23 protein-coding genes are annotated in these 25,489 nt (G+C 52.3%); 17 read left to right on the forward strand and 6 right to left on the reverse strand.

Translation table 11 applies throughout. The features are described 5' to 3' along the window. Nucleotides 1-5 precede the first annotated feature (5 nt). The 6 genes from ACZ5EH_RS03545 (at nucleotide 6) to ACZ5EH_RS03570 (ending at nucleotide 7,832) form a co-directional block, all read left to right on the forward strand. Nucleotides 6-554, forward strand: a complete 549-nt coding sequence (locus tag ACZ5EH_RS03545; protein WP_464276755.1) for a TlpA family protein disulfide reductase — start codon at nucleotides 6-8, stop codon at nucleotides 552-554. Between the two features lie 61 nt (nucleotides 555-615). Then, complete coding sequence (locus ACZ5EH_RS03550; protein ID WP_464276756.1) at nucleotides 616-1,602, forward strand: hypothetical protein; 987 nt, start codon at nucleotides 616-618, stop codon at nucleotides 1,600-1,602. A gap of 101 nt (nucleotides 1,603-1,703) precedes the next feature. Continuing rightward, nucleotides 1,704-5,138 carry a hybrid sensor histidine kinase/response regulator gene (locus tag ACZ5EH_RS03555; RefSeq protein ID WP_464276757.1) on the forward strand — a complete coding sequence of 1,145 codons (3,435 nt, stop codon included), beginning with the start codon at nucleotides 1,704-1,706 and terminating at the stop codon, nucleotides 5,136-5,138. Continuing rightward, complete coding sequence (locus tag ACZ5EH_RS03560) at nucleotides 5,128-6,048, forward strand: GGDEF domain-containing response regulator (protein ID WP_464276758.1); 921 nt, start codon at nucleotides 5,128-5,130, stop codon at nucleotides 6,046-6,048. Before ACZ5EH_RS03555 ends, ACZ5EH_RS03560 begins: the two co-directional genes overlap by 11 nt. 218 nt (nucleotides 6,049-6,266) lie before the next feature. Next, nucleotides 6,267-6,827: a DUF3159 domain-containing protein gene (locus ACZ5EH_RS03565; protein ID WP_464276759.1), complete on the forward strand. Its 561-nt coding sequence runs from the start codon at nucleotides 6,267-6,269 to the stop codon at nucleotides 6,825-6,827. 378 nt (nucleotides 6,828-7,205) lie between these two features. Continuing rightward, complete coding sequence (locus ACZ5EH_RS03570; protein ID WP_464276760.1) at nucleotides 7,206-7,832, forward strand: FlxA-like family protein; 627 nt, start codon at nucleotides 7,206-7,208, stop codon at nucleotides 7,830-7,832. A 206-nt stretch (nucleotides 7,833-8,038) separates the two neighbouring features. Here the strand turns inward: ACZ5EH_RS03570 and ACZ5EH_RS03575 are convergent, their stop codons facing one another. From ACZ5EH_RS03575 to ACZ5EH_RS03600, 6 genes are all read right to left on the reverse strand, one after another. After that, complete coding sequence (locus tag ACZ5EH_RS03575; RefSeq protein WP_464276761.1) at nucleotides 8,039-8,989, reverse strand: amidohydrolase family protein; 951 nt, start codon at nucleotides 8,987-8,989, stop codon at nucleotides 8,039-8,041. A gap of 89 nt (nucleotides 8,990-9,078) precedes the next feature. Further along, a complete protein-coding gene (gene hpsH, locus ACZ5EH_RS03580; protein ID WP_464276762.1) occupies nucleotides 9,079-10,008 on the reverse strand; it encodes a (2S)-3-sulfopropanediol dehydratase activating enzyme in 930 nt (309 codons plus the stop codon). Between the two features lie 72 nt (nucleotides 10,009-10,080). Continuing rightward, nucleotides 10,081-12,567, reverse strand: a complete 2,487-nt coding sequence (gene hpsG, locus ACZ5EH_RS03585) for a (2S)-3-sulfopropanediol dehydratase (RefSeq protein WP_464276763.1) — start codon at nucleotides 12,565-12,567, stop codon at nucleotides 10,081-10,083. A 353-nt stretch (nucleotides 12,568-12,920) separates the two neighbouring features. Next, nucleotides 12,921-14,240, reverse strand: coding sequence for a TRAP transporter large permease (locus ACZ5EH_RS03590; RefSeq protein ID WP_464276764.1), 1,320 nt, complete (start codon nucleotides 14,238-14,240; stop codon nucleotides 12,921-12,923). A 3-nt stretch (nucleotides 14,241-14,243) separates the two neighbouring features. Further along, entirely contained in the window at nucleotides 14,244-14,867 is a 624-nt protein-coding gene (locus tag ACZ5EH_RS03595; protein WP_464276765.1) for a TRAP transporter small permease subunit, read from the reverse strand. A gap of 82 nt (nucleotides 14,868-14,949) precedes the next feature. Then, a complete protein-coding gene (locus ACZ5EH_RS03600) occupies nucleotides 14,950-16,062 on the reverse strand; it encodes a TRAP transporter substrate-binding protein (RefSeq protein ID WP_464276766.1) in 1,113 nt (370 codons plus the stop codon). 1,145 nt (nucleotides 16,063-17,207) lie between these two features. On the opposite strand from ACZ5EH_RS03600, the gene ACZ5EH_RS03605 reads away from it, so the two are divergent. The 11 genes from ACZ5EH_RS03605 (at nucleotide 17,208) to ACZ5EH_RS03655 (ending at nucleotide 25,487) form a co-directional block, all read left to right on the forward strand. After that, nucleotides 17,208-17,951, forward strand: coding sequence for a cupin domain-containing protein (locus ACZ5EH_RS03605; RefSeq protein WP_464276767.1), 744 nt, complete (start codon nucleotides 17,208-17,210; stop codon nucleotides 17,949-17,951). Between the two features lie 40 nt (nucleotides 17,952-17,991). Beyond that, nucleotides 17,992-18,993: a phosphate acetyltransferase gene (locus tag ACZ5EH_RS03610; protein WP_464276768.1), complete on the forward strand. Its 1,002-nt coding sequence runs from the start codon at nucleotides 17,992-17,994 to the stop codon at nucleotides 18,991-18,993. A 40-nt stretch (nucleotides 18,994-19,033) separates the two neighbouring features. Next, nucleotides 19,034-19,309, forward strand: coding sequence for an ethanolamine utilization microcompartment protein EutM (gene eutM / locus ACZ5EH_RS03615; protein ID WP_464276769.1), 276 nt, complete (start codon nucleotides 19,034-19,036; stop codon nucleotides 19,307-19,309). 151 nt (nucleotides 19,310-19,460) lie between these two features. Continuing rightward, nucleotides 19,461-20,798 carry a 4Fe-4S dicluster domain-containing protein gene (locus ACZ5EH_RS03620; protein WP_464276770.1) on the forward strand — a complete coding sequence of 446 codons (1,338 nt, stop codon included), beginning with the start codon at nucleotides 19,461-19,463 and terminating at the stop codon, nucleotides 20,796-20,798. 1 nt (nucleotide 20,799) lies between these two features. Further along, entirely contained in the window at nucleotides 20,800-21,357 is a 558-nt protein-coding gene (locus ACZ5EH_RS03625; RefSeq protein ID WP_464276771.1) for a BMC domain-containing protein, read from the forward strand. 82 nt (nucleotides 21,358-21,439) lie between these two features. Continuing rightward, nucleotides 21,440-21,781, forward strand: a complete 342-nt coding sequence (locus ACZ5EH_RS03630; RefSeq protein ID WP_464276772.1) for a BMC domain-containing protein — start codon at nucleotides 21,440-21,442, stop codon at nucleotides 21,779-21,781. A gap of 54 nt (nucleotides 21,782-21,835) precedes the next feature. After that, entirely contained in the window at nucleotides 21,836-22,120 is a 285-nt protein-coding gene (locus ACZ5EH_RS03635; protein WP_464276773.1) for a BMC domain-containing protein, read from the forward strand. A 100-nt stretch (nucleotides 22,121-22,220) separates the two neighbouring features. Further along, nucleotides 22,221-22,505 carry a EutN/CcmL family microcompartment protein gene (locus ACZ5EH_RS03640; RefSeq protein ID WP_464276774.1) on the forward strand — a complete coding sequence of 95 codons (285 nt, stop codon included), beginning with the start codon at nucleotides 22,221-22,223 and terminating at the stop codon, nucleotides 22,503-22,505. Nucleotides 22,506-22,531: 26 nt separating this feature from the next. Further along, nucleotides 22,532-23,953, forward strand: a complete 1,422-nt coding sequence (locus ACZ5EH_RS03645; protein WP_464276775.1) for an aldehyde dehydrogenase family protein — start codon at nucleotides 22,532-22,534, stop codon at nucleotides 23,951-23,953. Between the two features lies 1 nt (nucleotide 23,954). Next, the gene (gene eutJ / locus ACZ5EH_RS03650; protein ID WP_464276776.1) at nucleotides 23,955-24,782 is read left to right on the forward strand and encodes an ethanolamine utilization protein EutJ; all 828 of its coding nucleotides are present in this window, start codon (nucleotides 23,955-23,957) and stop codon (nucleotides 24,780-24,782) included. A 111-nt stretch (nucleotides 24,783-24,893) separates the two neighbouring features. Beyond that, nucleotides 24,894-25,487 carry a 4Fe-4S dicluster domain-containing protein gene (locus tag ACZ5EH_RS03655; RefSeq protein ID WP_464276777.1) on the forward strand — a complete coding sequence of 198 codons (594 nt, stop codon included), beginning with the start codon at nucleotides 24,894-24,896 and terminating at the stop codon, nucleotides 25,485-25,487. Nucleotides 25,488-25,489 lie beyond the last annotated feature (2 nt).

Below are 25,489 nucleotides of genomic sequence, written 5' to 3' on the forward strand. Positions count from 1 at the left end.
GTATCATGACCACTAACGTTTTATCTGCATTCCTAATCCCAAGTAAGATACTTTTAACATCATGCATCATGATTTTTTGTTTTACCATCACCATTTTCACGCTTCCATCTTATGGTGCAGACCAGATGCTGACGACAGGAGAAACCGCACCCGACTTCACGCTCCCCGACCTTGCAGGTAAACAATACTCGCTTTTTGCGCACAAAGGCGAGGATGAGTACACAATGCTCTTGTTTTGGGGCGTTTGGTGCCCTTACTGCAGAGAGATCATGGTGATGCTCAGCAACATGCATCATAAACTACGTGCCCAGAATATCTCGATTGTCACTATAAGCTTGCGTGAAAGTCCTACCAAAATTTCTCTATTTGTAAACAAACTGGATTCAGATATAATCACACTGGTTGATGAATGGGGGGAACTTAAAAATCCTTACAAGATTAAAGACGTACCTCTTCTCGTTGTCTTGAATAAGGATTTGGAGGTTATTTCTTCAACCACTACTACATCTTCCAAAATGGTGAGTAACATCATAAGCAATATAAGTAATAATTAGCTGTTCCTGACTTTCATCAAACAAAATAAGCGGCGCCCCCCTGTCGCAGATTGAGGAAGATATGAAAAACGCTACGCCTTTGTTCTATACACTCATTTTTATACTATCCCTTGTAGTGCATGTAAGCATAGCAGTAGGTGCGGACACGTCACAGGACAACAACCAACTGCAACAAGGTTGCCTCCCTAATGGTGATGTTTTCAACCTTTTTTACCCGGATGCCATTTCACTCAGACATGTCGCCTTTCTTACCGAGTTCGGCACGCTCAATACCAATGTCGTTATAGGCGATACACCTGACGGCAGTGTAGCCATTGCCGCCATGGACCTTGTGGAACGTGTTGGAGAATATCTCCAGACGATCAACACCACCTCTTCCGCTGGGATTGGTCTGACAGCGAGCACTATCCCCCCCAAATACCTTGCTGAACGCACCATCGTTCTCTGTGGCACCGTGCAAAGCAATGCGTTGATTCGCCAGCTTGTGGATGCCGGCAAGTCAAAGGTGGACTGGAGCGCAGAAGCGTTGGGAAAGATCGAGGTAGTGCCCAATGCTTTTGACGGCCCTGGAAGCGCCGTCATTCTCGGCGGCAGGGACGCTCAAGCCAGCATTCTCGCCATTGCCGCGTTGAACGAATTTTTCAAGCATCTTACCGGGGCAACACTGGTTGAAGCCATGATGCTGCAGGCCGACAAACAATTGCAACATGGTGAAGTCCGCGCTGCGAAAGATACGTATAAGAGACTGGTAGACGGGCTGCGCATAGATGGTTCCGCCACCTTCTTTGCCCCGATCAAGGATATGTCGCCCCATTTTCCCAAACTGCTCAAAGAGGAAGTGGATATGTCCGTTGAGATGGCGAAATTTTTAACCACGGAACCGTCCGCCACTGAAGCGAACAAGGCGTTGCGCGATGTGGCCAAGAAGTGCGCCTTCTGCCACCAGCGCTACCTTTCCTACGACCGCATGAAAACAAACAGAATCAGCTATCTGTACAGCCAATACCCTGATGCCCGATTGGAAACAGAATGGGCCAAGAGCAAATAGTTTTTTCTGGCATGTCAGTTCGTGGCATGAGTTTAAGCACACGATAACGGAGTGAGGGGTTCCATTCAAACCCCTCGCTTTTTTAGATCAAGGTTTTTAACTTGAGCAGCATCTATCGCAAAATCTTTCTATTTGCCCTCATTCTGTTGTTTTCCGGAATGAGCGTCAGCACTTTTCTCAGCATAAGAAAGCTGGAGACTATCCTATACAAGGAAAAACAAAAGCAGACGGACACTCTGCTTCGCTCTCTTTTAGAGAAATGCACCTACGCCATCACAATAATCGATCCAGAGACTAACGAAATATATATAGACAGAAATTCCCTGGATAATTTCATTCAAGACATTGCATCCAACGAACATAATGTTACCAATGTTGTGCTTGCTAATAGCAATGGAACTATTCTGAGCTGCATGGATGCATCATGCAAAAACAAAATTATTAAATCATACGCCCTTGATAATTTCCCTTCAGATTCTGCGAATATTGTTCATATTTTCAATGAAGAGAATAATACCCTTCGTGTTTACGGCATCATAGAAATAAAAGGCATTCGGTGGGGTATTGCTGCAATAGAAATATCCCTTGCAACGCTTGAAGAAAATATTTCAAATCTCAAGTTCCAGCTCATTGGCACTGGGCTTATCTTCTTGTTTATCGGTGCGCTGCTTTCTGTCCCCCTTGTGCGCACCATCGTCACCCCCATTATCAAACTCAGCCGCTATGCCGAGGACGTTGGTAATGGTCATCTCGACCAACGCATAGAAATCTCCAGCAAGGACGAAATCGGACATCTGGCCAGCTCCTTCCAGACCATGGTGGGCAAACTGCAGCAGACCATGTGGGACCTGGAAGCACGCGTGGCCGACCTCCACCATTCCGAAGCCCTGCTGCGTAAATCTGAGAAAAAATACCGTGATATCTTTGAAAACGCCTTTGAAGGCATCTTCCAGGCCTTGGAGGACGGCACGGTCATAAACGTCAACCCTGCACTGGCGAACATGCTCGGCTATGCGTCACCTGAAGAGTTCCTCAGCAGCGAAAAACACTACATTGAGCCGTTTTTCGCCTCCAAGGAATCGCTGCAGCATTTCTGGCAGCAAATGCGCGCGGACCATCAAGTGGTCGATTACGAGGTCTCTCTCTGCGACAAGGATAAAAACAGCTTCCCCGTGCTCCTCTCTGCGAGGGCGCGTTTCAATGATGCAGACCAGATGACCATGATTGAAGGCTCTGTTGTCGACATCAAGGAACGCAAGGAAAAGGAAATAGCAGAACGCGAACGGCTTGCCGCAAACAAAGCCAACGAGGCCAAAAGCCTGTTTCTTGCGAATATGAGCCACGAAATCCGCACGCCCATGAATGCCATCATCGGATTTTGCGACCTGGCCTTGAAAACTGCACTGACCGACAAACAAACCTATTACCTCGATCGTATCAACCGCTCCGCCACGTCGCTGTTGCGCATCATCAACGACATTCTCGATTTTTCCAAAATCGAAGCCGGCAAGCTTCCGCTGGAAACAGTTGCTTTCAACCTCGACACCGTTGTTGCTGATGCGATCTGCGCAATTGCTCTAAAAGCAGAAGAAAAAGAGGTTGAACTGATTCTGGACATGGCGCCAGACATGCCCTCTCAGTTCATAGGCGATCCCCTCAGATTGGGGCAGGTATTGCTCAATCTTGGCAGCAATGCCGTCAAATTCACGGAATCAGGCGAAATCCGCCTTGTCCTGCGGTGTGAAACAAAAGGGCACGATGCGATACTGACCATTACCGTCTGCGATACCGGGATCGGTATGACCCAGGAACAAATCGCCGGCCTGTTTCAATCATTCAGCCAGGCAGACAGCTCTACCACCCGTAAATATGGCGGTACAGGTCTAGGACTGGCCATCTCCCAAAAAATCGTCTCGCTTATGGGGGGCGATATCGAGGTTCAGAGCACCCTTGGGCAAGGATCCTCATTCACCTGCACAGTCCGCCTCGGAATGTCACCACAACTTACTCCCCTTCCTTCTCACACCTTTTCCGGCAGACAGGCGCTTGTCGTGGATGACAATGCAGGTGCCCGCGATGTGCTCATGGGCTATCTCCGCCAGGCAGGCGTTCAGACAACAGGGTGCAGCAACTTGACTGAAGCTGTCGATATACTCAACGCCACATTGCCACAGGAGCATGGCGCCACCACTGGTCGCTTTGTATTCATTGATTTCTCCGTGTTGCATACTGCGCATGTAGCAGCGCCAGGCGGCACAATGCCGTTACAAAGTTCCCCAGAAGACAAATGGTGCGCCATGATTGCAGGAAGCCGCCAGGAAAACGCCCTGGACTCCATGCCATTTTCCTTTGACGCAATAGTTTGCAAACCCCTTTCCTATCCAGCCACGGTTGATGCCCTTGCAACCTTGTCTGGCCAGCAGGAGACCTCCTTCCTTTCCGATTACTGCCGTTCAACTGCTCAACCTGCACCGAGTGTGCTGGGCAAGCGAGTCCTCTTCATAGAAGACAACGATTTCAACCAACAGCTCATAGCGGAGATCGCAGAAAAACATCGATTTGCCGCTGTCATCACCAGCACAGGAGCAGAAGGGATAGACGCCCTGAAAACTGGTGCCTTTGATCTGATATTCATGGATATTCAGCTCCCTGATCTTGATGGCTACGAAATCACCCGACGAATACGTACCCAGTTGCTTTTTCAAAATGTTCCCATCATTGCCATGACGGCACATACCGGGGGGCAAGAGCAGGCCAGATGCCTCGCCACTGGCATGAACGACCACTTGGCGAAACCTTTCAAAGAAGACGAACTGCTCTTTATGATGGAAAAGTGGCTAACGCCCCACACAGTATCCCGCCCTGTTGCTGGCGCTGACGCAGAACTCCCTTCTGTTCGACGCGATTGCATACCTGACATGCAATGGGAGACGACAGCCATAAATTACAAAATGGGGCTTGAGTACTGTGATGGCGACCCACAGCAATTTCTTGAACGCCTGCGTCTTTTTTTAGAGTCAGGAGATAAGTATATTGAATCTTTGACTGCAGCTCTTGCTGCAGGCGACTACACAGCCATCAACCATACAGCCCACTCCTTGAAAGGTATTTCTCCAGTCATCGGCGCCTCAAAACTGGCTCACATAGCTTCAAAAACAGAACAGGCTGTGATTTTCTTTGACAACATGGACGCTCTTATTTCCGATTTTATCGAAGCATTTCAAAACGTACTATTTGAAGCCAGACAACTTACAGCGCAGATTGCAGAAACTGAAACAAAAGAATCAACACCAGCACTAGAATCACATGACAATGACGTTCTTTCGCTTCTTCATGATCTAGATAACTGCATTGAGGATGACGTCAAACAAGCGGAAACACTTGTTACAAAACTTGGTGCATTCCTGTTGCATTCTGATTATCACAATGCCTATATTTCACTGCGGCGAGACATGGACAACTTTGAGACGGAGAGCGCTTCTGAAAAAATAAGAGCGCTTATCACAGCTATGCGCGGCAGTCATAATGAGCTTTGATACAGATCGCCAGAAAATACTCATCGTTGATGACCAGTCCGAAAACATTCGCATATTGCTGGACGCTTTAGGCGATGAACTGCAGATCATCGTGGCCAAGAATGGTCAGACGGCCCTGAAAAAGGCTGGTACATACCTACCAGACCTCATACTTTTGGACATTATGATGCCTGGCATGGATGGTTTTGAGGTCTGTACGGCGCTGAAGCAGGACCACAGGACCAAAAGCATACCTGTCATATTCATCACTGCCACCGATGACTACCAAAACGAAGAAAGAGGGCTCAAACTGGGCGCCATAGACTACATCAGAAAGCCTTTTCATCCCTCCGTCGCAGTTGCACGTATTTACAACCATCTGGAACTCAAACGAAAGACAGACCTGCTGGAAAGTCTCGCCCGTATTGATGGCCTCACGGAAATTTACAACCGTCGTGCATTCGATGAAACCCTGGAGCAATATTGGAAGGCCGCCGCCAGGACTTCTTCGCCCTTATCCCTGATTCTTATAGACATAGATTTCTTCAAGAATTTCAACGACCACTATGGGCACGCAAAAGGAGACCTCTGCCTCAAGCAGGTTGCATCACTCTTCAAGCGCACCCTGCGCAGGCCCCAGGATTTTGTTGCCAGATACGGCGGGGAAGAGTTTGTATTTCTACTCCCCGAGACCGATGCCGCGGGAGTTGCAACCATTGGCCGGAGCATCCTCGATGCTGTCAGACATTTACACCTGGAGCACAATAATTCACCAATAGAAGAGTACCTCACCGTAAGCCTCGGCGGCAGCACCTGTTTCCCTGAAAATGAGGCCTCGTCCGTCTCCCTTATCAAAAAAGCGGACAGCGCTTTGTATTTTGCCAAGGAGAACGGACGTAACTGTTTCCACGCCTATCAAAACCAGGAGTAAATTCTTCTTAAGAGTACTCCCACCTCTTTCTTTTAATGAGCCCCTTTATCCTTTACGAGTTTTTCCCCCTAGCCAAACCATCCAGTTTTCTCTAGGTATTCCAACTCTACAGTCTGCCCCTCTTCTTTTTTGCGCGTTCAGTTATTGTAAAGCTGGGGGCAGACCATTATTGTGTAAACAGATTGATACTTTATTCTTTTTTTTAAGGAGACACCTTCATGCTGGACGTCGTCAAATTTCTTATCGGTTTTCTCCCCTGGATAGCCTTTGGCATTCTTGCGGGGCCATCCCTGATGCAGCTCGAAGAAGCCATTGTCATCTCACTTATTCTCACCGTTGTTTTAGGCGTCAGACAACTTATAAAAGGCTACATTCTCACCTGGGGAACGCTTATTTTTTTCATGGCAATGACGATTCTCGTGCTTGGTTATAGAAGCGCCTGGATCATGCAGCACATGGGAATTTTAGCTCCAGCCACCCTTGCTGCCATAGCCTGGATATCGTTTATTGTTGGCAAACCTTTTGTTCTGCAATTTGCACAAGAGCATACGGCCCAGGAATTTTGGAACAGTAAGGAATTCATCTCGAGCTGCCGCTACATGACCATTTTATGGGGGTGTTTGTTTCTGATATCCACAGGACTTGCTTTTGCAAAATTCTATCACGCAGGTCTCCCTGAATGGTCCTATTCAATTCTTTCTATAGCCATTGTCGTTGTCGGCATTGGGTATACTGAATGGTACAAAGTAAAAAAACGCCGACTACGGGAAAGCCAATAGCTCCACACAATAAAATCAATACTATTTTTTGCAATACTACATCTATAACAAAAGACCGGTAATGTTCAATTGCCGGTCTTTTTATTGCATTTTACTGCTCTCATACTCTACAATAAATTCCCACATCAGTATTCATTTCTCATCCTAACGCATTTTCCGTATGTCTTAACCTTTTCTTTACTCTTCTTAAATTGCACCACCGCTGTTTACCGAACTCCTTCCCTTCCTAAGGCAGTATTTTCCGGAATAACAATTGCTTTATCTCCTTTATGCAAGGAGTACTCTGGAAAATTTTACCTTACTCCATGCTCTTTTTTTAAAGTGCATAGTAATAGCGCCGATAACTTCGCCACAAGCGAACTTTTGATGGAGGTTAGCATGAGCATTTATTCCGTTGACAGTGTTTCAGGCTTTCAGTTGGGGAACATCCAAACCTACGACGCAACGGCAACAGGCGAAAACGAGGAAGACAACTCCTCAAAATCCGCGACTTCGTACGGTGATTCCGTTCAGATTTCAGATGAAGCCAAGGAACTCTTTGAACGCATGCAACAAGAAGAATACGAAGACAATGGTCAAACCTTGACGGCCGAGCAGGTTGCCGGGTTGCAGGCGCTACAGGAAGAGTATGGTGATTTCGAATCTCTGACCGATGAAGAAAGAGAGGAACTGGGCAACAAGCTCCAGGAACTGGGTATTGAGGCACCTTCAGGAGAGCAGCAAAGTACATCAGGAACCACAGAAAGTGAAGGAATGTCAATAGACGGCAGTGAAGCAAAAAGCGTGGGCGAATCCGGAGCGGGAGGCGACAGCTCAGGCACGTCCACTGAAGATCAAATAGAAGAACTGGAGGAACAGATTCAGGAACTGCAGCAGGAAATTCAGCAACTACAGAGTGAATCCACCGATGATGAAGAAAAGAAAACCGAACTCAATACCAAACAAATAGAACTGGCCAGCCTGCAGGCGGAGCTTTCTGAATTACAGACGCAAAGTCAGGGTTGAGCTGCCCCACACTCCCCCCCCTTTCCAAGCCGGCAGCAGCGATTCTGTCGGCTTTTTATAAGATAATGGTAACCACCTGCTTTTCAAAAGGGGCCGGCCCTGAAGAGTGCTGTCGCTTGGGACACTCTCCAGGGCCGGAGGACTCATGCGGAAGGGATCCGCAGGCAGATGAGGCAGTATAAGCTGCTAGGGTGAGGGCTTTCAGGCTAAGAGTCGAGGCGTGTCAGTACTTCACGCACTATATCGCTGACCATGTTGCGCACATTGTCATCTGCGCCGGGCACCGTCGCGCTCTTTACAGGGGCGCTGGCGGTTGCCGCCACAGGCGTTACGCCCAGGAGCTTGGCGGCATTCTCGTACATGATCTTACTTTTCACTTCTGGCTTGAACGGCAAGGAGTCATAGGTCTTCAAGGCTTCACGGAAATCAACAAAGGGGTGCGCGCTGGCGTACAGGATCTTGTCCGGAATCATGGTGTTGGCAGCCTGTACATAAGCTTCCGCCATGGGGGAGAATTCGTATTCGGAAAGATCAATGTAAACGTTCTGGTTGCGCTGCGCCACGATGATGGCTTCGTTCACCCAGGGATACCCGCCATGGCTGATGACAATCTTCAACTCAGGGAAGTCTCTGGCGACAACGTCGATATAACGGGGAGCGACGTGATCGATAATGGCGTTGGGAACCAAGGTGGCCGGCCCGGTGGTGAAGACGATGGGCACATCCAGTTCGCAGCACTTGGAGTAGATGGGGTAATACTTGGCGTCATTGGCGTAGAGTTGCGCCAGATAGGGGTCAACGGCGGCGCCGTGCAAGCCAATATCATTGATGCAAGCTTTGAGTTCGGCGATTGCGCCCATTCCCTTGTGCGGATCCAGGCCGACAAAGCCCCGGAACTTGTTGGGGAACTTTTTGACAAATTCAATGACGCTGTCGTTGTTGGACTTGGCGCCGTAGGTCGTCTCGCAATCACGTCCGGTGATAACAGCCATAACAACGTTGTAGCGATCCAGATCTTCAACAACTTCTTCAACGGTCTGCGGCTTCATCTTGGAAAAGTCGATGTGTTGGCAAAGACCCTTGAACATTTTGCTGTTCTGGATACCCGTCAGGGTTTGCTCCGTGTTAGGCCGGAATCGAAAATCTATGACTTGCATCTTAGGCTCCCCTATTGTGTTTTCCTCGGCTCGCGCCCCGTGGCGTGACCGGTCTTGCGGTTCAGTGCACGACTATCGATATATGCCGCCTATTTCACGGACAGTGATGCAGGAATGAGGCCACGAAGTTCCTCAATTCGCCCATCTGGCAAATTTTGTGTCCCTTCCAGCGGATATGTCCTGCCTATGTACCCGTATTTCGGGGTACCCATCCTGTGATAAGCGAGCAGTTCGTACTTTACATTGGGCATGCCCTCAAGAAAATCAATTATATCCTTGATGGTCTTTTCATCGTCATTGATACCCGGGATGACCGGAGTACGGGCAGTCACCTGCAAGTCAGGGTATGTTTCTTTGAGCTTTTTGAAATTGTTCAGAATATTTTCATTACCCATACCCGTGACTTCTGCGTGCTTTTTTGTATCCATGGTCTTTATATCATAATAGACGCTGTTCAGATACTTTCCGGCTTCTTCAAAGACAGGCCAGGGCACGTTGCCACAGGTTTCAATACAGGTATTGATGCGGCGTTTGCGTGCTTCACGCAGCAAAGCCAAGGCAAACTCGGATTGGCAGAGTGGTTCGCCACCGCTGAGGGTTAGGCCGCCACCGGAGCGGGAATAGAAAATTGAATCTTCTTCGACGCGCTTCAAGGCTTCTTCAACCGTGATATCATACCCATAAATATTCAGGGCGCCTGTGGGGCAGGCGTCTGCGCACAGCATGCAGCTGTCGCAGATGGTGAAATCTACATCTATCTTTCGATCTTCACGGATGGAAATGGCGTCACGCGGACAGATGCCTTGGCACCGTTGGCATTTATCCACGGTCAGACACTTTTCCGGGTTGTATGCCAGTTGCCTGTGCAAGGCCTGGGATTCAGGGTTGCTGCACCAATCGCAACGCAGGGTGCACCCTTTCAGAAATATTATTGTACGGATGCCAGGGCCATCGTGAACCGAGTACTTCTGGATATTGAAGGCTAGGCCCGAAATTTTCGAATCCGGCTTGGTAGCCAAAGCTGTCATCCTTGTCGCTTAAAACCCGGCCGGGAGAAAAATTCCCCCGGCCGAGTACAATTCGATTCTAAGCTACATGGCCTCGTGACCGGTGCGGCGGATCAAGTCGTCCTGCAGGTCCTTGGAAAGGTCGCAGAAGTAAGCGCTGTAACCGGCGATACGTACGATCAGGTTACGGTATTTGTCAGGATCAGCCTGGGCAGCAAGCAGCGTATCCTTGTTGATGATGTTGAACTGAATGTGCCAGAGCTTGAGGTCACAGAAGGTCTTGATGAAGGAGACCAGCTTGGAAGTACCCTCTTCGCCTTCAACACAATGAGGCGTCAGCTTGACGTTCAGTAGGCGAGCAGCGCGCTCACGGTAGCCGTAGTTCTTGGATTCGAAGTTGGACATCAGAACTGCGGTGGGGCCGTGAGTGTCGGCGCCATGGGAGGCGGAGGAACCGTCAGCCAGAGGCGTCCAGGCGTAACGACCGTTAGGAGAGGCGCTCACAACCTTGCCGAAAGGCACGTGGGAGGTGAAGGGCACCAGGCGCAGGTCCAGGTGTACGCCCAGGTCCTTGGAGTACTTCTTGGTGAACTCCAGGGAGAGCTTGTCAACGTCCTTGGCGATGCTGTCGGCGTATTCTTCATTGTTGCCGTAGCGGGGGACATTCTGCATCAGGGCGCGCAGGTCTTCCTTGCCTTCCCAGTTATTCTTCAGAGCGTCGATGATTTCGGCCAGGGTGGTCTTGTTTTCTTCAAAGACCAGCTTCTTGATGGCGGACAGGGAGTCAACGATGGTGCCGTAACCAATGCACTCGAAGTATCCCAGGTTGATGCCTTCAGGAACCTGCGGCGTGTGGATGTCCACGCAATGCTTCATGCACAGGTCGTGCATGGCGCTGCCCATGGGCATGGCGAAGTGCTGCGCACGCAGGCGGATGATGTTGTGCTGCTGGATGAAGGCATGCTTGATGAAGTTCAGGTGCTGGGCCATGTAGGCATCCCAGAATTGTTCCCATTCAGTGAACTTGGTGGGATCGCCGGTCTCCAGACCGATGACTTCGTCGCCGTACTTGAGCATCTTGCCGTTGTACAGAGCCATTTCCAGGGCGGCGGCAAAGTTGATGTAAGCGCAGCCGCTGGTATAGGTGTCGCGGTTGGGCATGCGGATTTCAGCGCAACCGGAAACAGCGTAGTCGTGGATCTCTTCGAAGGACGCCCCTTTTGCGAGATGCAGGGGGATGACTTCTTCGTCGTTGATCAGTTTGGGGAAGCCGGAGCCTTCCTTGATGGTTTCCGCGATTTCCCAGAGGTAACGCTCAGGCGCACGGGAGTGAATACGCGCAGCCAGGTCGGGGTAGTGCAGCGGGAACTCACGCTTGGAGCGCAGCAGCAGGTAGGTCAGCTCGTTGGTGGCGTCGCGGCCGTCCGGGGTCTGACCACCGACGGTAACAGCTTCCCAGTGGGCGTAGCCTTCGTTGAAAGCGCCGCCAGTGGGGGAGAGGTACAGGTCGATGAACTGAGCCATGCCAACCCACATCAGCTCGAAGAGCTCGGTGGCTTCGTCTTCAGTCAGGACACCGGCTTCGACGTCAGCCTTGTAGAAGGGGTACAGGTACTGGTCCATACGGCCGTTGGAGATGATGGTACCGGTCTTCTGCTCAATGCGGGAGAACATCTGCGTGAACCACTGGGACTGCATGGCTTCGCGGAAGTTACGTGCAGGATTCTCAGGAACCCAGGCGCAAATCTCAGCGATTTGCTCCAGTTCTTTCTTACGTTGGGGATCGCTTTCAGCAGCAGCCATCTGTTGCGCCAGGGCAGCATGCCTGTTGGCCCACAGGGTGACTGCGTCGCATACGATGATAACGGCTTCCAGGAAAGGACGCTTTTCGCAATTGTCCTTGGGGCTGAAGGGATCGAGGCTGCGCAGCTTTTCTTCAGCTTCAGTCTTCAAGCCCTTGAAACCGCGCTTGATGACCTTTTCGAAGTCCAGAACCCACTGCAGCGAGGAGCGGAAGGAAGAGGTCTCGTTGACGATGAAGCGAGAGAACATCGTGTCGTTGGGATCATACGTCAGCTTCAAAGTCTCTTCAGGCAGAGCAACAGCCAGGTCTTCGTGGTAGGTCTTACCCTTCCAGTAAGGAGCGATCTCTTCGATCATCACCTTGCCGTCTTCAGGCTCGATGATAAAAGGAGAAACTTCGCGCTTGTCGAGTTCCTTCACAGCGAGGTCGAGGAAGTCGCCATCAAGCTCGGGATACAGGATGCCGTAACGGCCCTGGGCGCCGGCGCGACCGACAAGCAGCTGATCGTCATCTATATAAACAGTGATCTTTTCTGCAACATTGTACATAGCCTTGGCCCAGCGAAGCACAAGCGGCTGCCCTTCGGTCTGGCGCATGGACTCGGTAAAGTATTTACCACGCTCGATATCAACTTTCGGAGTCAGATTCTGCACACGATCCAGAATCTTGAACGCACGGGCGTGTGCGGGAGAGTTACGAAACTGGTTTTCACGTCCTTCCATCTGGTCCTTCAAAAGCCGCTCTTGAGGAGACAAGCAACAATCCATGATAAGTACTCCTTAAAGTAAGAATGAAATAACGATTCCCTTTGATGTTTTTACATGAGCAAGATCGATGCCAGTTAATGGCTTTTGCCCAATTCTCTCGTTATTTCTCTTAAACAGCTAAAATATTTAGACTACTCTTATTTGCGCCAACTTGTCAGTTACAACTGAGTTACAACGAATGTCGCACACCTGAATTATTTAAAATGCACCATGTTGCAGTTCTACAATGCCAATTTGCAACTTGCTTAAAATTCACAACTTTTTTTGTTACAATTTACGAATCAAAGAACAACTGCGTTGCGACCTTGCAACAAGGGCGGAGGGTTTTCCCTCCGCCCTTTGCATCATTCAAACTAAGGATTGATCAGGCTCGGCAACCAGGTAACCAGGGCCGGGAAAGCCATGATCAGGGCGATACCAACGACCTGACAGCCGATATACTGGACCATCCCCTTATAGATGTCCGAGAGTTGCCAACTTGGTATGCACCCCTTGATGAAGTAGCATGAGAGGGCAACCGGCGGGGAAAGCCAGGATGTCTGCAAGGTAACAGCGTAGACAATGGCGAACCAGAGCAGATCGATACCCAGGGCGTTAACCGTGGGCAACATGATCGGCAGAATGATCAATACGATGGGCACCCACTCCATTGCCCAGCCGAGCAGGAAGACGAACGCCATGATCAGAGCGATCATGAACATGGGAGGCAGATCCATGTTGATCAGCAGGTTCGAAAGCCATGATGCGCCGCCAAGCCTGGAAAAGACCGAACCGTAGAAGTTGGAGGCCGCGATCATGATCAGAATCATGGCCGACAGCTTCACACTGTTGTACATCGCGGTTTTGAGGTCTTTTATGTTGAACTTGCGGTACGCGATAACCAGCAACAGCGCGCCAAAGGCGCCACAGGCGGAAGCTTCAGTCGGCGTTGCAAGACCGGCCAGGATACTGCCCAAGGTCGCGCCGATCAGCAAAATGAGCGGCACAACGCCTTTGAGCAGGTCCTTGATGAGTGCGCCAACAGATTCTGCGCGCATTTCCGGCGGCATCGGCGGACCGAGCTTGGGGTTGATGAACGAACGGATGAGCGAGTAGGCGCAGTAGATGCCCGAGAGCAGCACACCGGGAATGACAGCACCAGCAAACAGGTCCGTAACGGGCACGCCCATGAGCGGCCCCATGACCACAAGCATGATACTCGGAGGTATGAGAATACCCAGCGTACCTCCTGCGGCGATGGCGCCAGCTCCCATACGAATGTTATATCCGCTGCGTCGCATGGCAGGTTCAGCCATGACGCAGAGCAGGGTGATGGAGGAACCCACGATACCGGTGGCCGCAGCAAAGATTGTGGCTGTTAGGATAATCGCCACATACAGCGAACCGGGAATGGGGGCCATCATCTTCTGGAATGAATGAAATAGGTCATCCATTAGCCCCGCGCTTTCCAATATGTACCCCATAAATAAGAAGAAGGGGATTGCCCCAAGAACGGGGTCACTCATGACCTGGTAGAACTGCAGGTTCATAAGGTGGAAAACGAGCTTGCCAATACCCAGATATCCAAAGGCCAGGCCGATGAACATCATGGTGAATGCGATGGGGAAGCCAGAACAAAACGCCAGCAACAGACCAAAAAGGGAGAGAACCCCGAGAAGTTCATTAAATGACATGAATTAGCTCCCTTCTTCTTCACTGAGGTCTTTGCAGGCAATGGGATCCCCTGCAGGTTCATGATGCGGATCGCCCCAGAAGAACTGACCACGACGCCAAGCGTAGAAGCTTTTGATCATTTCGCTCAACCCCTGTGTGAGCATAAGAGCCAGGCTCACGGGGATGGCCATCTTCATAGGCCAGATGATGGGCATCCAAGGACTGGAAATGATGGATTCGTTCTGTTGAAAGGACTTGTAGAAGTATTTCCAGCCAACTTCCAAAAAGATAGCGTGTGTGGGCATGTACAAGAATAGGTAGATAAAGAAATCCACCATACCCTTGGTCTTTGTGGACCAGTGGGTGTACAGGAAGTCAGTCCTGATGTGCATGCCTTCACGCAGACAATAAGGTGATGCCACCATAAAGTAGATACCATACATAATAAGGGCCAGGTCACCAGCCCAAATCGTGGGGGCATTGAAAAAGTAGCGGGCGATGACTTCGTGGACCAGCACATACATCATTGGCAAAACAAGGTAAGCGGCAGTCTTACCGGTAAAACCGCTCAGCTTGTCCAGAGCGCCAACAACCTTATAAACGCCTGGTGACGGACCATTTGTCATCGTTTCAGCTTGAGTATTCACTCCAGTACCCTCGTTGTGGAGACTTGAAATGTAAAAAAGAGGCTGCGAACCTCTCGAGTCCGCAGCCTCTTCACACTTCTGCTTACTGGTAATCCTTCATAACGCCGGAATCCATGGCAGTTTTACCCATCTTGTAGTACAGGCCGTTGACCTTAACCTCGTAAGGCACGGTCAGCTTGGCCCAGTCTACCAGGGAATCCAGGACCTGCTTGAAGAAGGGGTTGGCCGATGCGTACTTGTCAAGAATGGCGGGAACGGCAGCCATGTATTCCTTGAAGTAGGCTTCAGGAGTTTCGTGCAGCTGCACGCCGTCCTTGGTGACCAGTTCCTTCAGCGCAGCACTGTTCATGCTGACGTTCATACCGATCTGGTCGGCAACGGCAGCCTTCATGCTGATGTCGATAACCTTCTGCAGATGCTCAGGCAGAGAGTCGTACCAGGTCTTGTTGATGTAAACGTCGCCGATGGACAGAGCCTGGTGCAGACCCTGCAGGTAGTAGTGCTTCCAAACGTCAGAAAGGCCCAGGAACTTGTCGTCGCCAGGGCTGATCCACTCAGCAGCGTCGATAACGCCACGCTGTGCGGAGGGAACGATTTCGCTACCAGGCATGGCAACAACAGGCATGCCAATGCTCTTAAAGGTTTCAGCAGGAATTCCCGGAGGGGAGCGGAACTTCATCTGGGTGAGTTCGTCCATGCTTTCGAACTTCTTGGGGAACCAGCCAAAAGGCTCGGGACCCATGGGGATGCACAGCCAAGCCTTGATGTCGTAGCCCAGCTCTTTTTGGTAGTACTGGTTCAGCAGCTCGGCGCCCTGACCTTCCCAAGCCCAGGACAGCAGACCGCGCTGGTCAAGACCAACACCCAGACCAGCTGTAGGGGCGGCGAACAGCAGGCCGGCGGGGTGCTTGCCAGACCAGTAGTGAGTCCAGGCCTGACCACCATTCACGATACCTTCACTAACAGCGTCAAGAATTTCGAAAGCCTTGACGATAGCGCCGTCAGCAAAAATCTCGACCTTGATCTCGCCGTTGGACGACGCCTCAATGTTCTTACCAAGGCGCTCCATGGTCTTAAAATACATACTGGAACCAGGAACGGCGGTCTGAATCTGCAGCTGGTACTCGGCGGCCCAAGACTGCGGCACGGCGACTACCAAACTGAGCAACAACGCACAAAACAAGCCTCTTAGCATAACCCTTCTCCTCCAAATACGGTTTTTTGGTCTAAAAGCCTGAAACCTTCTCACCTCTACCAGTAGGCTCATCATCCGCCCTGCTCTACCCTGCTCGAAGAAACCAGGAGATGAAGTCACGGACGCAAGAAAAGCCTTAAAAAATAAAGACTTTTGGTTCGCCCCCTTTTAGATTGTTATTTTCAGAGCAAGGATAGTGCCACTCGTTTGCAACAAAAAGCGGCTGAATCACTACCGTTACACCCCCTCTAAGAGGCCGCCTGTCCTCACCAAAAACTCTGCTAATTGCCTAATAAACTTACCTATTGACAAAATTAATTAAAAATAACAAATGGATATATTTTCTGCGGGTTTTGTTGCGAATCTAACGCTTGATGCAAAATTGCAACACATTTCAGGTACACCTCTAACATTGTGAAAAACGTGACATAAAAAAGACTATCCATGTTGCAAAAATGAAACATAATCTATACTGATCCATGACCTCTTCACATTTAAATAATCCATCCCCTATAAAGCCAATGACAACGGTTCTTGCTCCCAACAGCTGTAAGAAAAACCTTTCACAAGCACGTTGCAGAACTGCTACATCTAGATGTAAACTTTGCCACACGATTGAGACATCTCACGATCGTGAAGTGCACCCAAAAACACGGATGTAAAGCATAAATACATTATATTCAAATGGTTAGCAAACTATGCCAATTCTGACACACCAACTGCCATCTGTCGCATGATCGTAAAACGTTAGCTTTCTCAGAAAAAAACGACAACCTTACACGATTTTATTTTTTTATTGGCGACACTAATCTTTCTGGGCAACACTGAATTTCGAAGCGACCACAAAACCAAAAACATGTCAGGCCCAGTCAAAAAACCCCGCGTCATCATACTGCCATAGTTCATTACAGGGCGACGTGGGCGTGCTCTTTTCTCTTCATTTCACATCATCAGTCGTTATTATCCTTGCCCATTTTTTTTTAGGCGAATCATAAATATTTGAAACCGAGATTACGACCTTAGCACGATAGTTGCACAAGATCGAACCGATTCCCCACCGTGATTTCTGGCAGTGTTCACGAGCAGGGACTTTTTCCATTTCGGATATTTTTCAGATTTGATCATATTGTGGCAGGAGGTTCGCAATGGCCAAGCGCATCATTACGGAAGCCGACGTCTACAAAGCTCAGGAAGCGGGTTCTTCAATTACCGCCCCTCCTGGCGAGTGCATTGTCACTCCCAAGGCGAGGGATAAAGCTTTGGAACTCAACGTCAGCATAATCGAAGACCCCGCCACGCAGGGCGCAGCATCCCAGGCTGCCCCCCCCTCTCCCACCGGCGGCACTGGCGACGCAAGCCGCCCCCAAAAGGAAAACGCCCTCATCAGTGAAGTCATTTCCATGATGCGTGCAAAACTTCCTGCTGGTATTTCCCCAAAAAAGCTCGAAGAAGTGGTTCGCGACGTCGTTGCAGCCAAGTCTTCACAACCGGCAGCGGGCAAAACTGAAGCAGCGGCGCCTTCGGCTGGCGCTTCTGATGCGGGTAAAGCCGGTGTATTTTTTGTCGATAATCAACGCCTCATGGACTCGCACGAAGGCCCCAAGCCTGTTCCAGGGCAGACCATCATGGCCGAAGCTCTTGGCGCCTCCGAAAAGCTCCCCATGTCGGCGGGCTACATGCAGTGGGAGAAGTCATCCTTCAATCGCACCATGGAGTGTGTGGAAATCTGCGTCATACTCGAGGGCAAGCTGCATCTGACAGTGGGTGGCGAAAACATGATCGGCAAACCCGGCGACATGATCTACCTGCCCAAGGGCGTAAAAGTGATCTACAGCGCCCCCGAAAAGGTTAAACTGGCGTGCATCAATTGCCTCGACCAGTGCGACTAGGGTGCTGAGCACTATCTCCCTTCCAAACAAGGAAAGCAGCGTGGATATTCTCGAACGATGCATAGAAATCTGTCGTAAAAAGCCAGGGGTTGTGGCTTTTCCCGACAGTCTGGACCCGCGGATTTTTGAAGCAGTTGCAATGATGCAACGTGAAGGCGTTATTGAACCCATCCTCGTCGCTTCACCTTTTGAACTGCGCGGCAAGGTCAAGGCTCATGCGCGCCGTCCCGACTGGTACAGGGTCGTCGATCCAGGCAGTCCTGACATTCTGGACAGAAACACACAAGAATTTATGGAAATTCGCCGTCAAAAAGGAAAGCCGGTCACTGCTGAAGAGGCCGCCCCTTTGATGAACTGTCCCCTCGTGGCGTCCGCCATGATGGTCAGAAGGGGCGAAGCCGAGATCGGTGTCGGCGGCAACCTTTCACCCACCGCAGCCGTTTTGCGCACCGGGTTGGGAATTATCCCACGTAAGGAAGGCATCAAGACCATTTCCAGTTTTTTTCTTATGATCTCTCCGGACGGTCAGAAAAAATTCATTTTTGCTGACTGTGCTGTCATACCGGAGCCAGGGAGCGAGACCCTTGCTGATATAGCGATCACATCTTCAGAAATGGCCCGTGTGCTTCTGGGTGAAGAACCGCGGGTTGCGCTCATGTCGTTTTCCTCCAAGGGAAGCGCCAAGCACCCCCGTGCGGAAGTGGTGCGTGAAGCTGTTGAAATAGCGCGCAAACGCTCCCCCAACCTGCTGGTGGACGGCGAACTACAGTTTGACGCCGCCGCCCTTCCGGAGGTTGCCGCCACCAAGGCGCCAGGCAGCGTCCTCGAAGGCAAGGCCAACGTTCTGGTCTTTCCCTCCCTGGAAGCGGGGAACATTGGATACAAACTGGTGCAGCGCCTGGCCGGCTACACCGCGGTTGGTCCTTTTCTACAGGGATTCGCCGGGGGTTGGCATGATCTTTCCAGGGGCTGTAGCGTCAAAGATATTTACAAGGTCGCCGTAATGGGCATTTGCCTGCAACGCGGCGCCGCCATAAACTAACCTTAACTATTTGATTTAACAAAACCTAAGGAGGCTCACAATGGATGCTCTGGGCATGGTTGAAACGAAAGGCCTGACGGCGTTGATCGAAGCCGCTGATGCCATGGTCAAGGCCGCTCGCGTGCAGTTGGTCGGTTACCAGCAGATCGGCGCTGGTTATGTTACCGCTCTGGTGCGTGGCGATGTGGCTGCTTGCAAGGCTGCAACAGACGCTGGCGCAGCTGCTGCTGCCCGTGTCGGCGAAGTTATTGCTGTACACGTTATTCCGCGTCCTCACGCTGACCTGGAAGAAGTTCTTCCTCTCAAGCGTAAATAGCACCCTGTACGACAGAAAGTGCTGAACTGGTTCCATGTTTGACGCAAACAATGTTGCAACAATGCACTAAAAGACACAGAAGCATGTTCCATTTTGCAACAATTGGTGCATCATGACAACGAGACACACGTTATAAGCTATCGAAGGCGGCATGAATAAAGAAGCCTTGATCCAAGCGATACGAGATGCCGGAGTAGTGGGCGAAGGTGGCGCCGGCTTCCCTGCGCACGTCAAATACGACACGCAGGTGGACACGGTCATTGCCAACGGTTGTGAATGCGAGCCGCTGCTCTACACAGACCAGCATGTCATGCGCAACCATGCGCCTGAAATCGTGCGCGCGCTGCAGGAAATCGTATCAGTTACCGGTGCGGGTCGCGGCGTCATCGGCATAAAGCGGAAATACACCGTGGTTGCCGAGGCGTTCAAAGAGGCGATGGCTGGCACCAGCCTCGAACTCTTCGAATTGGATAACTTCTACCCGGCAGGGGACGAACAGATTCTCGTCAATGAAGTTACCGGCAAAACCATCCCGCCACTCGGCCTTCCAAAGGACGTAGGCGCTCTCGTTGCAAACGTGGGAACGCTGCACTCCGTCAGCAGGGCCATGGAGGGCAAACCCTTCACCCACAAAGAGCTTACGGTTACGGGTGAAGTCGCCAACCCTGGCATCATTCGGGTTCCCCTAGGAACCAGCATTGCTGAATGTGTCAGTCAGTGCGGCGGTCCCGTTGTTTCCGATCCGGTGTACATCCTCGGCGGTCCCATGATGGGGCGCTTTGTGGATACCCAGGAAGCCATGGACGAATCCATCGTCACCAAAACCACGGGCGGCGTCATTGTGCTGCCCCGTGGGCATTACCTTCATGAATGTGCGTCCCTGTCCCTGAAGGAAATGCAAAAGCGTGCAGCAACAGCCTGCATTCAGTGCCGTTACTGTACGGACCTGTGCCCGCGCTTTCTCATCGGGCACAGCTTTGAAACGCACAAAGTGATGCGTGCATTTGGTGGCGGCAGCGACGTGGCAGAAGGCGCTTTGCAGGCCTGGATGTGCTGCGAATGCGGCGTCTGCGAGCTGTTCAGCTGCCCCATGCGGCTTTCACCGAGAAGGATCAACGCTCTCCTGAAACAGGAATTCAGAAAGAAAGGCGTGCAATACCAGGGCATCCGAGAGGTGCGCCCCGAACAAAGCGCCTTGCGTGCATACCGCAAGGTGCCTGTGCCGCGGCTGGCTTTCAAGCTGGACATCGCCAAGTACATGGACCTCCATCCTGAGTACATGGGTGAATATACCCCCGCGACGGTGCGTATCCCTCTCCTCCAACACATCGGGGCCGGGGCGGTCGCCCAGGTGAACGTCGGCGACACGGTCGCCGTGGGCGACCGCATCGGCGCGATCCCCGAGGGGAAACTGGGCGCTACGATTCACGCCTCCATCGCCGGTACGGTTACAGAAGCCGGCAATTCGATAACGATCAAAGGAGCCTGAGGTGGAAGCCAAACTCCAATCACTGGCCATGATCGAGTCCAACAGCATTGCTGTTGGCATCGAGGCTGCTGACTACATGGTCAAGGCCGCACAGGTCGAGATCCTGATGCTGAAAACGATCTGTCCGGGAAAATTCGTCGTCGCCGTATACGGAGAGGTCTCCTCCACTCAGGCGGCGCTGGACGCAGGTCTGGCATACGGCAAAGACGCCGTGGTCGACCATTTTCAGATCCCTAACATCAGCCCCAGCGTAATATCCGCCATGTCCAGTACGGTGGATACCGTCAGAGGCGGCGCCATCGGCGTCATCGAGACGTTCTCTGCTGCCGCATCAATCTACGCTGCAGACATCGCAGTAAAGGCTGCCGACATCGACCTGATGGAAGTTCGCATCGCCATGGGGCTGGGCGGCAAAGCTTTTTGCCTGATTTCCGGAGATGTGGCTGCCGTGCAATCCGCCGTGGACGCTGGCGCGGCAACGGCTGCGGATAAAGGGCTGCTGATGCGCAAGGTTGTGGTGCCAAGCATGGCGCCCGAGGTGCTGCGGCACCTGCTGTAATGCTTCTGGCAGTTTCGGGAGCGCTGAACCAGAGAGAAAAACTGGCGTGCCGGAAACGGTACGTCGTTAAGACGAGGACAGCATGGCAAGTAACGAGTCTTTCGGATTTGTCGAAACCGTAGGTTTGACCGCCGCCATCGAGGCAGCGGACGCCATGGTCAAGGCGGCGCGCGTTCGTGTGAAGACCATAGCCAATGCAGACGCAGCGCTCATCAGCGTGATCTGCGAAGGCGACCTGGCAGCCTGCAAGGCAGCTGTGGACGCTGGCAAGGCAGCAGCTTCCCGCATCGGGGACCTGTACGGCAGCAATCTTATCGCGCGTCCTGACGACGATACCGACCTCGTCGTCTCACAATTCATCGGCAACATCCTCCCCAAGGAGGAAAAGGCCCCGGCTGCCAAGTCCGGCGGTAAAAAGAAATAGCGAATCCGCTGGCGCTATGCCGGCTGATCGACAATTTACAAACGAGGTGTCTGCATGAACGACGCGCTTGGGATGATCGAACTAAAAGGACTGACGGCCTTGACCGAGGCCGCTGACGCCATGAGCAAAGCTGCTCGCGTCGAAGTTGTAGGCTATCAGCGCATTGGCGCAGGTCTGGTCAACGTGCTTGTGCGCGGTGATGTGGCTGCCTGCCAGGCTGCCGTCGACGCAGGTGTGGCGGCTGCAGGCAGAGTAGGCGAAGTTTTTGCGCACAACGTAATCCCGCGTCCCCATACCGATCTGGAAGAAATCTTCCCCATCACACCGCTGAAGAAATAGCGGGTGGCATGGACGCACAATCGTCAGGCATGTATTCTGGCGGAAAAACAGTAGGCAGGGGATGGGCCCCGGCCGCATATGAAGCAGCAGGAGTATCCCGATGGAACTGGGCAGAGTAACTGGACAGGTCGTTGCCACCGTACGTGACACGGGACTGCCTAATTTGACGTTTCTGTTGGTCGACATCATCGATGCCCAGGGCAATACCATGCGCTCGAGCCAGGTAGCCGTGGATACCCTAGGCGCCGGCGAGGGCGAGATAGTACTGCTGGTCAGAGGCAGCGCCGCGAGGTTGATCCTCGACTACAAGACACCCATGGACCTGAGCGTCGTCGGCATCGTGGATCAGGTTACAGCCGGCAAAAATACCCTTTACAGCAAATAGTTTATAAGCGAACAGGATGGTTGGATATGTCCATTCGACGTGAAGATATTGAATCAATAGTGACTGAGGTCCTCAGCAAGCTGGGCACGACAGCGGCTCCCAAGGCCGATGCTCCCCAGGAAGGCGACTGGGGCGTATTCGAGCGACTCGAAGATGCCGTTGCCGCTGCGGACAAGGCTTACAAGCAGATTCCCAGCATCGCCATCCGGGAAAAAGTACTCAAGGCCATCCGCGTTGCCGCCCGCACCAATGCCCGCCGCCTGGCTGAAATGGCTGTCGGTGAAACCGGCATGGGCCGCATTGAAGACAAAATCAAAAAGAATATTCTGGTGGCGGAACGCACTCCCGGCCAGGAAGTGCTCAATCCCCAGGCCATTTCCGGTGACATGGGACTGACCCTGATCGAAAACGCTCCCTGGGGCGTCATCGCATCGGTCACGCCTTCCACCAACCCGGCCGCCACGGTTATCAACAACTCCATCAGCATGATCGCCGGCGGCAACGCCGTGGTCTTTGCACCGCACCCCGGCGCAAAGCGCACGACGCAGGAAGCCATCCGGACCCTGAACAAGGCCGTTTACGAGGAAGTTGGCGTCAACAACCTCATGGTCTGCGTACGCGAACCAACAATCGACGTTGCCAAGCAGCTTTTCACCTACCCCGGCATCAAGCTGCTGGTGGTGACTGGCGGCGAGGCTGTTGTTGAAGCCGCCCGCAAAGCTACCGACAAGCGGCTCATCGCTGCCGGTGCAGGCAACCCGCCTGTCGTTGTGGACGAGACCGCTGACATCAAGAATGCAGCCCGCAGCATTTACGCCGGCGCTTCCCTTGATAACAACATCATTTGCGCCGACGAAAAAGAAATCATCGCCGTCAACTCCATTGCCGATGAGCTGATGCGCGAACTGACCGCATGTGGCGCTGTGCAGGTGACCGCCGACCAGGCCGAGGCCATCGCGCGCACCTGCCTGCTGGACTACCCCGGTCCCAAATGCCGCCCCAATCCCAAGTGGGTTGGCCGTGACGCCCGCGAGCTGGCACGCGGCGCCGGTTTCGATGTGCCTGAAAGCTGCCGCCTGCTGGTTGTGGATGCAGGCCGTGACGTGGACTACGTCTTTGCCCGCGTTGAGCAGATGATGCCCATCGTTCCCATGCTGCGCGCAAACGACGTCAACGAAGCCATAGAGTGGGCGCTGAAGCTGGAGCGCGGCCTGTGCCACACCGCAGGCATGCACTCTCTGAACATCGAAAACATGGACAAGATGGCCAAGGTGATCAACACCAGTCTGTTCGTCAAGAACGGCCCCCACGCTGCCGGTCTGGGCGTTGGCGGCGAAGGCTGGACCTCCATGACCATTTCCACTCCTACGGGCGAAGGTGTCACCAACGCCAGCACCTTTGTCCGGCTGCGTCGTTGCGCCCTGGTTGGTCACTTCAGGATAGTCTAACATGTCGATTTCCTGGGAAGAGGCAAACCGACGCCTGGATAAGGCGTACGGCTTGATCAACGACGAATCGCCCAAGCGATGGGACAAGCCCTTTCACGTCGGCGTGGACCTGGGCACGGCAGATGTCGTGCTCATGGTCCTCGACGACGCGGGCGAGCCCCTGGCCTGCTTCCTGGAGTGGGCCGAGGTGGTGCGTGACGGCGTTGTTGTCGACTTCATCGGCGCGGTGGACATCCTGCGCAAGCTGTTGGCCAAAGCCGAGGAAAAACTCGGTATTGAGATCAGCTCTGCCTCGACCTCTTTCCCTCCCGGAACCGATGCGCGACTGTCCACCAATATCCTGGAAACAGCCGGTCTCGAGGTTGAAGACGTCGTTGACGAGCCCACTTGCGTTGCACGCCTGTTCGAGCTGGACAAGGCCGCTGTGGTCGACATAGGCGGCGGCACCACAGGCACCGCCATCGTAGAAAAGGGGCAGGTTGTATTCTCAGACGACGAACCCAGCGGTGGCAGACACATAACCCTGAGCATCTCCGGGCACTTCAGCATCCCCTACCAGGAGGCCGAAGACCGCAAGCGCAACCATGAGAAGTACGGGATTTTGAGCCTTGCGCGCCCCACCCTTGAACGTATTAGCGACATCGTGGCCAAGCACATAAAGGGCCACAAGATCGAAAGAATCATTCTTTCCGGTGGCACCTGCTGCCTCACCGGCATCGAGACCGTATTTGAAAGGGAACTTGGCCTGCCTGTAGTGCTGCCAAGCCAGCCCTTGCTGCTCACCCCCCTGGCTATAGCTTCGCTCCGGCTACCAACACAACGGAGCTGATCCCAAAAAATCTGCTGTAACACCCTGGAATAGTGCGAGATCCCTCGAAACGCTTGTGAAAAAACGCACATGAAAAAGTAAAATCTTGTCTCTGCCCGAGGAAGAAAAATCATGAATTTCAAAGCAATTACCAAAGACAGCCAAACATTGAACCTCGCCGCCCGCGATACGGGGTTCATCGATGCTGTCAAAAAGCTTTCTGGTCAGACACCGGCGCGGTGCCTGCAGTGTGGCAAATGCACTGCCGGGTGCCCTGCATCTTTTGCCTACGATTACAGCGTCAGCCAGGTCATGCGCCTGGTACAGGAAGGGCAAAAGGACACCGTCCTGTCCTGCAAGGCCATCTGGCTTTGCCTTTCCTGCCAGACCTGTGGCGTCAGGTGCCCTGCAGGAATTGATGTTCCTGCGGTCATGGATGCGCTGCGGCAGCTTTCGTTCAAGGAAGGCAAGGTTGGCGTCAAAGCCGTCAATTCCTTCCAGCAGAGCTTTCTGGATTCCGCCAAAAAACATGGCCGTATCCATGAGCTGGGTCTGATGGTCGACTTTGTCAGGCGCACCGGCCGCATATTCCAAGACGTTGCCCTTGGTCCAAAGGTTTTGGCCAAGCGCAAGCTTTCCATCAAACCGCACGACATCAAAGGGCGGGAGCAGGTTCTCGAAATAATGGAGCGTTTCGAGGCTGAATCCCGCAATGCCAAAAGCTGAAA

This window comes from Desulfovibrio biadhensis (genome assembly GCF_055388615.1).

Excerpts from the sequence above, each read along its gene's own strand:
- ACZ5EH_RS03590 (WP_464276764.1), bottom strand. The coding sequence starts at position 14,240 with ATGTCATTTAATGAACTTCTCGGGGTTCTCTCCCTTTTTGGTCTGTTG.
- ACZ5EH_RS03630 (WP_464276772.1), top strand. The coding sequence starts at position 21,440 with ATGGCAAGTAACGAGTCTTTCGGATTTGTCGAAACCGTAGGTTTGACC.
- eutJ (WP_464276776.1), top strand. The coding sequence starts at position 23,955 with ATGTCGATTTCCTGGGAAGAGGCAAACCGACGCCTGGATAAGGCGTAC.
- ACZ5EH_RS03575 (WP_464276761.1), bottom strand. The coding sequence starts at position 8,989 with ATGCAAGTCATAGATTTTCGATTCCGGCCTAACACGGAGCAAACCCTG.
- ACZ5EH_RS03570 (WP_464276760.1), top strand. The coding sequence starts at position 7,206 with ATGAGCATTTATTCCGTTGACAGTGTTTCAGGCTTTCAGTTGGGGAAC.
- ACZ5EH_RS03640 (WP_464276774.1), top strand. The coding sequence starts at position 22,221 with ATGGAACTGGGCAGAGTAACTGGACAGGTCGTTGCCACCGTACGTGAC.
- ACZ5EH_RS03605 (WP_464276767.1), top strand. The coding sequence starts at position 17,208 with ATGGCCAAGCGCATCATTACGGAAGCCGACGTCTACAAAGCTCAGGAA.
- ACZ5EH_RS03600 (WP_464276766.1), bottom strand. The coding sequence starts at position 16,062 with ATGCTAAGAGGCTTGTTTTGTGCGTTGTTGCTCAGTTTGGTAGTCGCC.
- ACZ5EH_RS03620 (WP_464276770.1), top strand. The coding sequence starts at position 19,461 with ATGAATAAAGAAGCCTTGATCCAAGCGATACGAGATGCCGGAGTAGTG.
- ACZ5EH_RS03550 (WP_464276756.1), top strand. The coding sequence starts at position 616 with ATGAAAAACGCTACGCCTTTGTTCTATACACTCATTTTTATACTATCC.
- hpsG (WP_464276763.1), bottom strand. The coding sequence starts at position 12,567 with ATGGATTGTTGCTTGTCTCCTCAAGAGCGGCTTTTGAAGGACCAGATG.
- eutM (WP_464276769.1), top strand. The coding sequence starts at position 19,034 with ATGGATGCTCTGGGCATGGTTGAAACGAAAGGCCTGACGGCGTTGATC.
- ACZ5EH_RS03635 (WP_464276773.1), top strand. The coding sequence starts at position 21,836 with ATGAACGACGCGCTTGGGATGATCGAACTAAAAGGACTGACGGCCTTG.
- ACZ5EH_RS03645 (WP_464276775.1), top strand. The coding sequence starts at position 22,532 with ATGTCCATTCGACGTGAAGATATTGAATCAATAGTGACTGAGGTCCTC.
- ACZ5EH_RS03560 (WP_464276758.1), top strand. The coding sequence starts at position 5,128 with ATGAGCTTTGATACAGATCGCCAGAAAATACTCATCGTTGATGACCAG.
- ACZ5EH_RS03545 (WP_464276755.1), top strand. The coding sequence starts at position 6 with ATGACCACTAACGTTTTATCTGCATTCCTAATCCCAAGTAAGATACTT.
- ACZ5EH_RS03565 (WP_464276759.1), top strand. The coding sequence starts at position 6,267 with ATGCTGGACGTCGTCAAATTTCTTATCGGTTTTCTCCCCTGGATAGCC.
- ACZ5EH_RS03655 (WP_464276777.1), top strand. The coding sequence starts at position 24,894 with ATGAATTTCAAAGCAATTACCAAAGACAGCCAAACATTGAACCTCGCC.